Genomic DNA, 8,191 nt, shown 5'->3' on the forward strand with positions numbered 1-8,191 from the left:
AACTTATAAACCGCAGGAAAATCTCAATAACTTGCGGTTTATTTCTTATTTTGATTGAACATGAACAGAAGAGAATTTTTAGAAAAATCAAGCCTTTTGCTGGCCGGGCTGGGGACTTCAAGCATTCTTCACCCTGCTATTTTAAAAGCACTGGCCATTGAGCCGGCGGCACTGTCAACTTTTTACGATGCAGAGCATGTGGTGATCCTGATGCAGGAAAACCGTTCTTTTGACCATGCTTTCGGAGCATTAAAAGGGGTAAGGGGCTTTCTTGACAAAAGAGCTTTCATTAAAGAGGATGGCCATTCCGTTTTTTTTCAAAAAGATGATGCCGGAAAATATGCTTCACCCGCAAGATTAGACCTCAGAAATACAAAATCCACATGGATGAGCTCTCTGCCCCATTCCTGGGCTGATCAGCAAAAAGCTTTAAATAAAGGAAAATTTGATAAATGGTTGCAGTTTAAAGCCTCCGGAAATAAAGATTATAAAAATATCCCGCTTACTTTAGGATACTACAACCGGGAAGATCTACCTTTTTATTACCAGCTGGCGGATGCATTCACCATATTCGACCAATATTTCTGCTCTTCGCTTACAGGAACCACACCGAACAGGCTTTTTCACTGGTCCGGTACTCTCAGGGAGCAACAGAATGGTAAAGTAAAAGCTAACGTTTACAATGAAAATATTGATTACGATAAAGCCAGACAGGCAAACTGGAAGAGCTTTCCCGAACTATTAGAAGAACAAAATGTTTCGTGGAAGATCTATCAGAACGAGATCAGCCTTCCGAAAGGGATGTCCGGTGAACAGGAAGCATGGCTGGGTAATTTTACAGATAACCCGATTGAATGGTTTTCAAAATTCAATGTCAAATTTTCAAAAGGCTATCACCAGAATATTCCTAAAATTATTGCTTATCTGAAAGAAGAAATCGGAAAAAAACCGGATCAGAAAAAAAGACTGGAATCAATGATCGCTGAGCTGGAAGAAGACCAGATCAAATATACTCCTGAAAATTACTCCAAACTTTCGCAGCAGGAAAAAAATCTTCATCAAAAAGCCTTTACTACTAATATTAATGATCCTGACTATTGGGACTTAGAAATCGGAAGTGACGAAAACGGAGAAAGACTGGTCGTTCCGAAAGGAGATATACTGTTCCAGTTCCGGAAAGATGTGGAAGAGAAAAAGCTTCCGCTGGTTTCATGGCTGGTGGCTCCTGAGCATTTTTCTGATCATCCGGGATCACCGTGGTATGGAGCGTGGTACATTTCAGAAGTTTTAAATATTCTGACCAAAGATCCTGAAACCTGGAAAAAAACCATTTTTATTATTAATTATGATGAAAATGATGGCTATTTTGATCATGTTCTTCCTTTTTCTCCTCCACTCAATCCAAGCCAGCCTGTTGATATGAATAGCAAAGAGGGAGTGGAATATGTAGATAAATCCCAGGAATACATGTCTGTTCTTCCATTGAAAGACCATGAAAGAATAGAAGGCACTGTTGGTCTAGGCTACAGGGTTCCGATGATTATTGCATCTCCCTGGACGAAAGGAGGCTTTGTTAATTCTGAAGTTTCGGACCATACCTCAGTGCTGCAGTTTCTGGAGAAATTTATTCAGAAAAAATACAGTAAAGATGTTAAGGTTGATACTATCAGCGACTGGAGAAGAGCAATTTGCGGCGATCTGACTTCTGCCTTTAATTCTTCCAATACAAAGGTTCCGCAAATGAATTATCTGGATCAAAAAGATTACACAAAGACCATCAATGCAGCCAGAACCAAGCCTGTTCCGGATCTGAAATGGTATGCAGAAAATGAAATCAGCGACAGTCTTCTTGAAATTCAGGAAAGAGGGATCAAACCTTCCAATCCGCTACCTTATCATTATCATGTCAATCTGGAAAACGGAAAGATTAAAATGACCAATTTGAAAGACACCGCTGTTCCTTTGTTAGTGTATGACAAAATGCAATTTAACAGCGATCATTATTACTTCTCTTATGCTCTGTATTCAAATCAGGAACTTTCCCATACTCTTAAGCCCGGAAAATATGATTATGAAGTTTTCGGTCCCAATGGTTTTTTCCGGAAATTCAGTGGTGGCAATACCCCTGAAATAGAAATACAGCTAACCGGTAACGGCTCAAAAAATGAGGTAGAATTGATTTTCAGAATGAAAAAGGCAAATGCCTCTGTTGTCCTGGAAGATTTGTATGAAAAGAATAAAAAAACAGTCTCTTTACATCAAAATGAAGAAAAAATAACAGTTGATCTCAATAAGAATAAAGGCTGGTATGATCTAAAGGTAATATTTAATGATCATGTCTGGCATTTTGCCGGAAGGATAGAAACCGGAAAAGTTTCCATTTCAGATCCTCACTGGGCATAACCCAAAAAGATACTAGAAATAAGCCTTACATAATTTGTAAGGCTTTTTATTATGCTTACCATCATAGAGCAAAGTGATGATTTATATAATTCACATATAAATATATTAACACATAATGCAATACTGTAACCAAATAGTTAATAATATTAAATAAAGATAATTCTATTCATATTGCTTACCTATTTTCACTAAATTCACTTAAATAATTAATAACATCATGAAAAAATCAACATTAAGCCTTGCAGTATGCTTTATTACTGCCGGAATTTTCGGCAACGTACAAGCGCAGGACACCAACACTGACAATCACACCATCACAATTTCTATTCCCGAAGTTGCACTGGTAGATATTGAACCAGCTGCCACAAAAAACATTACATTGGGATTTACAGCACCAACAGAAGCAGGTAATCCTATTACGCCAACGACTTCCGACAACACTCTTTGGCTGAATTATTCGTCTATCAAATCCGTGGCAGACCCTACACGTAATGTATCCGTAAAAGTAAATGCTCTTATTCCCGGAATTGACATCAATGTAACTGCGGCTGCGGCTACAGGCAGTGGAAGCGGTACTTTGGGTACAGCGACTGCCCAACTAACCCTGAGTGCTGTAGACCAAACCATTGTTTCAGGGATCGGAAGCGCCTATACAGGAAACGGAGCCAATAATGGCCACAATCTTACCTATGCTCTGGCTGCAGGAAGCGGACCTGGAGGAGTAGCCGCCTATGCAGATCTTGAAGCAACTGCCAGTACTGTGGCTACAGTTACCTACACGATCTCGGACAACTAGGCCGGTATATAAATTTAATTTAAGGTAAAAACAGGAAGAAGCCGCCTATCAGCTTCTTCTCGGTTTTATATTGTCAATGATTTAAATTCCAAACTTTACATGTTATGATAAAGCGTATTTTCCTTTTGATGTTCCTAATCTTACAGCTTAGTTTTCTCCATGCGGGTATTGTGGTCCTGAACGGCCTTACCCATACTTACAAAGTGGAAAACGGAAAAGTGTATAAAGGAAAAATTGGTATTGAAAATACAGGCAGCACCCCGCAGAGTGTAAAATTATTTTTACAGGATTTCACCTATAAGGCCGACGGATCTATAAATTATACCGCAATACGCACCAATAACAGAACTAACGGTGACTGGATAAAACTTAATACCAACCTGATTACTCTGAAAGCTAGGGAAAAAACCGAAGTATTCTATGAAATTACGGTTCCAAACCAACCAGCTGCTCCCGGAAGTTACTGGAGTGTTATTATTGTAGAGCCTGTAGAAGAAATTAAGCCCAGCAATGATAAAGCGGGCATCAATATCACGTCTGTGATACGCTATGCTATACAGGTTATTACTGATTATGAAACCGAAAAAGCAAAACCGGATCTTAAATTTGAAAGCATAAAAGTAGAGAAAGAAGACGGAAAACAAACCGCAAAAATTGCCATCGCCAACAACGGCGATCTCTATTGCAAACCAACTGTAGCTATTGAAATCTACAACCGGAAAACCGGAGAACGGCTCGGAAGCTACTCGAGTATTGCAATGGGATTGTTACCATATACCTCCAAATCATTTCATATTGATATCAGCAAAGTTCCGGCAGATCAATACAAAGCGGTATTGATCGCCACCGATGAAGAAGAAAATGCATTTGCCCTCAATGTGGAATTAGAAGTAAAGAATGATTAGAACCTGGATTTTATATATCGTCCTACTATCACTATTCCCGGCACATATTTTTTCTCAGAAGCTGCCCAATTCATTGGCCAGTAAAAAAGATAGCCTAATGCCGGGCATGTCTACTTCTATTTCCTTTTCCATAGAAAATACTTCATCTGAAAATAAGATTTATAATATTACGATAACTGCTTCAAGCCCTTTCCTCACTCCTATTTTAGAAAGAGGAGAACTCAAAATAGAGGCCCACGAAAAAACAGTTTACATTGTTCCTATCCGCATTGCACCGGAAACAGCACAGGGTCTTTATTCTGTTATTCTCCACGGAACTGATCAATATGGCGGAGCAGCTTTTACTCAAACATCAGAGGTAAGCATCTCCGGAAACAGAAAGTTTAGCCTGACTTCACTAAGCTCACCGGAGTTCATCAGAGCTGGTGAAACGATCCGGGCATCTTTCCTTTTAAAAAATAACGGAAATATAACTGAAAGACTGATCCTGGAAAGCAAAAATGCCGTAGTAGACAATGATGCCACTATAATACTGGCTCCGAATGAATCAAAAGTAATTTATATCTCCAAAATCACTAATAGTGAACTTGGACAGAATGAGTTTCAGAATCTCAACCTTTCTGTTTATTCTCCGGATAATTCAAAAGAAAATCAGACGGCCTATGTAAGTGTAAAAGTGATATCGGTAAAACCTGTAGAAGATGATATTTACCACAGGCTTCCTGTTTCAGCTTCCTTGTCATTTATCGGAATGAAAAATATGGGCATTTATAATAATGGATTCCAGGGGGAGATATATGGAAAAGGAAGTCTGGACAAAGAAAATAAAAACCAGATTGAATTTCGGGCTGTATCCCACAATCCTGTTGAGTTCAATTCTTTTACCCAGTATGAAGAATATTTTGTTAATTACAAAAAAAACAACTTTTTTGTTCATCTGGGTGATAAGATGTATTCGGCTTCTTTTTTAACTGAATTTGCAAGATATGGCCGTGGGGCCGAAATTCGTTATGATTTAAAAAAATTCAGTTTCGGGGGCTTTTACAATCATCCCAGGTTTTTTCGGGATATAAAAGATGAGTTTAATATTTACTCGACCTTTAAAATCCGTAAGGAATCTGAAATCACCGCAGGATATCTCTATAAAATTCCTCGGAAGGGAGAGACCAACTTCGGAAATATCAGGCTGTACTCTGAAACCCATCTTCCCTACACTGCAGGAAAATTCAAAATTTCAAAAAACATAAGTCTTTCGGGAGAGGCTGCATACAGTAAGAACGAACAGATTGAGGGAACAGCTTATATGGCCCAGGCTCAGGCTTCTTTTGAAAGGCTTAACGGCAATGTAATGTATATGCGGGCAAGCCCTGATTTTGCAGGATACTTTACCAATACCAGCACTTTTAACGGCAATCTGCAGTATAACATTTCTAAAAAGCTCAATGTATTTGCCAATTACGTACAGGATGCCAAAAATTTCCAAAGAGACACCTTATTTCTTGCAGCACCGTACAGAAGCTTTCTACAGTATGGAGTACAGTACAAATATCTTCCAACAGGACTGATCACATTTTATAACGGATTTCAAAAGTATCAGGACCGTCTGGAACCTAAGCAGTTTGATTATTATGAGCAATATTTTAAAGTAAGTATTGATCAAAAGATAGGAATGTTCCAGGTAAACCTGCAGGGACAGTTTGGAAAAACCAATAACTATCTGAGTGGCTTTAATGGAAACTCAAGCTTTTATACTACCAATATATCCTTTGAAAAGTTTAAAACTTCCTTTAATCTCTATACAAGCTATGCTATCACCTCAAGGTATCAGTTGCAGAATCAGAAACAGATCTACTATGGAGCCAGAATCTTCAGCAGGTTTACTGATAACACCAGTCTAAGTCTTTTTTATCAGAATAATTATATGCCGGAAGAATATTTCAGAGACAGGAATCTTTTTGAAGTCTTATTTCATCAACAGCTTTTTGCGGGCAGTGACATTGATCTTTCGGGAAGGTATTCGTTACAGCGCGGCGAGTTGGGTAATAAGGATTTTGTATTCTCGTTACGTTATACCCTACGCCTTAATGTGCCGGTAGAAAAGACTGCCGAGTATATTTCTTTGTCAGGAAATATCAGTAATCTGGGTGTAAAAAAGACGGAAGGAGTTAGGTTAATGCTTGGCAGCCACTTAGCCATTACAGACAAAAACGGAAATTATCATTTTAAAAATATTGTTCCCGGAGATCATTTTCTTGAAATAGACCGTTCTACAACGGAAATTAATGATATCCCCGATATTCCTTTGCCTGCATCCTTGCATCTCATCAATAAAGAGAATATTTTCAATTTCGGACTGACTACTGCATCTATGATTAGAGGAATGATCCTGCTTTCTGAAGATGATAAAAAAGATCAATACAGCTTTGTACATTTTCAACCTAAAGCAGAAAAAAAGAAGAGGCAAAGCATTATTATTGAAGTATCTGATGGGGAGCAGACCTACCGGAAAGCTGCATTTATCGGAGAAACATTTGATTTTACTTATCTGCGGCCTGGAGAATGGAAAGTGAAACTTTACAGAAACGGTTTAGACAAACGGTATAAAATAGCTGCTGATTCATTTCAATACAGCCTTAAGCCGTCTCAGACACAGGACATAGCTATTCATATTGTAAAACAGCAAAGTGAAATTAAATATCAACAAGGAACAATTAAGGTAGGATACAACGAAATAAAAAAGAAAAAATGAGAGTAAAAAAGCCTGTAATGTATTTGATTTTCTGTCTGATTCCCTGCGCCATATTCTCTCAGAGCACTATTGCTTTGACACTTCCTGTTGTCACATTACTGGATATAGAGCCTGCAGGAACATTTACGCTGAACTTCACAGCACCTACGGAAGCAGGACAGGCTTTAACGGCTCCCACTGCTAATACAACAAAATGGGTTAATTATACTTCGGCTATTGCATCCGGAGGACTTACGAGAAGAATTACAGCCTCTGTCAATCAGGTAATTCCCGGAGTCAGCATAAGAGTACAGGCGGCTACAGCTTCTGGTGCCGGTGGTGGAGTATTAGGCACATCATCCGGACTGGTGACTCTTTCTACAACCGCTACAAATATTATTACAGGAATAGGTGGTGCATTTACCGGAACCGGAGCTAATAATGGCCACCGACTTACCATCAGCCTCGCTGTGAACACCTATGCTAATCTTTCAGCCCGTACCAATACACCTATTGTTATAACCTATACCATCACTGAATAAAATGAAAAAAGAAATGAACCCTATTCACTTTATGGCTCGTCATAAAATATTTTCTGTAAAGTATTGTATCGGCTTTGCTCTTTTTTTCATATTTGGCTATGAAAGTAAAGCGCAATCTGTAACAGTTCCAATTACCAACTGGAATGCAGCTATTCCAGCAATTACAGAAGCGGGAAGTAACTATAGCGGGACTTATAGCAGCCCAACGAACCAGGCCAGTATTAATGTTGGCCTGCCAGCATTACTTGGAAGCGTAAAAGTGTATGTACACTATGAAGGCAATCCCACATGGAACAGTTCTTTGGTTTTGTCAGCCAAAAGAACAAGCAATGGATCCACCCTTTGTATAGGATGTAGTATATCAGGTGGAACTAATTATATTACTGTTCCTCTTACTGCTGTTGAATTATTCAGAATATCGACAATTTTATCAGTGACATCTTATACCGGGATTAATATACAATACCAGGTAAGCGGAGTATCAGTAACACTTCCTGCAGCAACCTACAACAGTAAAATAGTTTTTACAGTAAGCAATTGATAAGCTGTAAGGATGAATGATTTCCCGCTGCGTGTTATTCCTATTCATCAATGATCAATTATAAATTATAAATGATTTTGGGTTGGTTGCTTATTGCTTATTGTAAAATTAAAGATTGCACCGGGTTAGTTTGTTCCAGGTATAAAAACAAAAAAAGTCTCATACAAATACTGTATGAGACTTTTAATAAAAACTGGCGGCGGCCTACTCTCCCGCTTTCGCAGTACCATCGGCGCTGGTGGGCTTAACTTCTGTGTTCGGAATGGGAACAGGTGA

General features: G+C 38.7%; 6 protein-coding genes and 1 rRNA gene. 6 read left to right on the plus strand and 1 reads right to left on the minus strand.

Annotation, left to right across the window (positions count from 1 at the left end; translation table 11 throughout):
* Positions 1–60 precede the first annotated feature (60 nt).
* The 6 genes from J4Q03_RS02520 (at position 61) to J4Q03_RS02545 (ending at position 7,915) form a co-directional block, all read left to right on the plus strand.
* Positions 61–2,403: a phosphocholine-specific phospholipase C gene (locus tag J4Q03_RS02520; RefSeq protein ID WP_426046637.1), complete on the plus strand. Its 2,343-nt coding sequence runs from the start codon at positions 61–63 to the stop codon at positions 2,401–2,403.
* Positions 2,404–2,620: 217 nt separating this feature from the next.
* Positions 2,621–3,199: a hypothetical protein gene (locus J4Q03_RS02525; RefSeq protein WP_426046638.1), complete on the plus strand. Its 579-nt coding sequence runs from the start codon at positions 2,621–2,623 to the stop codon at positions 3,197–3,199.
* A 104-nt stretch (positions 3,200–3,303) separates the two neighbouring features.
* Positions 3,304–4,104, plus strand: coding sequence for a WxL protein host-binding domain-containing protein (locus J4Q03_RS02530; RefSeq protein WP_426046639.1), 801 nt, complete (start codon positions 3,304–3,306; stop codon positions 4,102–4,104).
* Complete coding sequence (locus J4Q03_RS02535; RefSeq protein WP_426046640.1) at positions 4,097–6,853, plus strand: hypothetical protein; 2,757 nt, start codon at positions 4,097–4,099, stop codon at positions 6,851–6,853. The genes J4Q03_RS02530 and J4Q03_RS02535 overlap by 8 nt, the downstream gene beginning before the upstream one ends.
* Positions 6,850–7,374, plus strand: a complete 525-nt coding sequence (locus J4Q03_RS02540; RefSeq protein ID WP_426046641.1) for a hypothetical protein — start codon at positions 6,850–6,852, stop codon at positions 7,372–7,374. Before J4Q03_RS02535 ends, J4Q03_RS02540 begins: the two co-directional genes overlap by 4 nt.
* A gap of 1 nt (position 7,375) precedes the next feature.
* On the plus strand, positions 7,376–7,915 hold the full coding sequence (locus tag J4Q03_RS02545) for a hypothetical protein (RefSeq protein WP_426046642.1): 540 nt from the start codon (positions 7,376–7,378) through the stop codon (positions 7,913–7,915).
* A 191-nt stretch (positions 7,916–8,106) separates the two neighbouring features.
* On the opposite strand, the gene rrf is transcribed toward J4Q03_RS02545, so the two are convergent.
* Positions 8,107–8,191, minus strand: a 5S ribosomal RNA gene (gene rrf / locus J4Q03_RS02550); the annotation flags it as partial.

The sequence above is a fragment of the Chryseobacterium sp. NFX27 genome (assembly GCF_049887855.1).
Taxonomy (GTDB): Bacteria; Bacteroidota; Bacteroidia; order Flavobacteriales; family Weeksellaceae; genus Chryseobacterium.

Excerpts from the sequence above, each read along its gene's own strand:
- J4Q03_RS02545 (WP_426046642.1), top strand. The coding sequence starts at position 7,376 with ATGAAAAAAGAAATGAACCCTATTCACTTTATGGCTCGTCATAAAATA.
- J4Q03_RS02535 (WP_426046640.1), top strand. The coding sequence starts at position 4,097 with ATGATTAGAACCTGGATTTTATATATCGTCCTACTATCACTATTCCCG.
- J4Q03_RS02525 (WP_426046638.1), top strand. The coding sequence starts at position 2,621 with ATGAAAAAATCAACATTAAGCCTTGCAGTATGCTTTATTACTGCCGGA.
- J4Q03_RS02520 (WP_426046637.1), top strand. The coding sequence starts at position 61 with ATGAACAGAAGAGAATTTTTAGAAAAATCAAGCCTTTTGCTGGCCGGG.
- J4Q03_RS02540 (WP_426046641.1), top strand. The coding sequence starts at position 6,850 with ATGAGAGTAAAAAAGCCTGTAATGTATTTGATTTTCTGTCTGATTCCC.
- J4Q03_RS02530 (WP_426046639.1), top strand. The coding sequence starts at position 3,304 with ATGATAAAGCGTATTTTCCTTTTGATGTTCCTAATCTTACAGCTTAGT.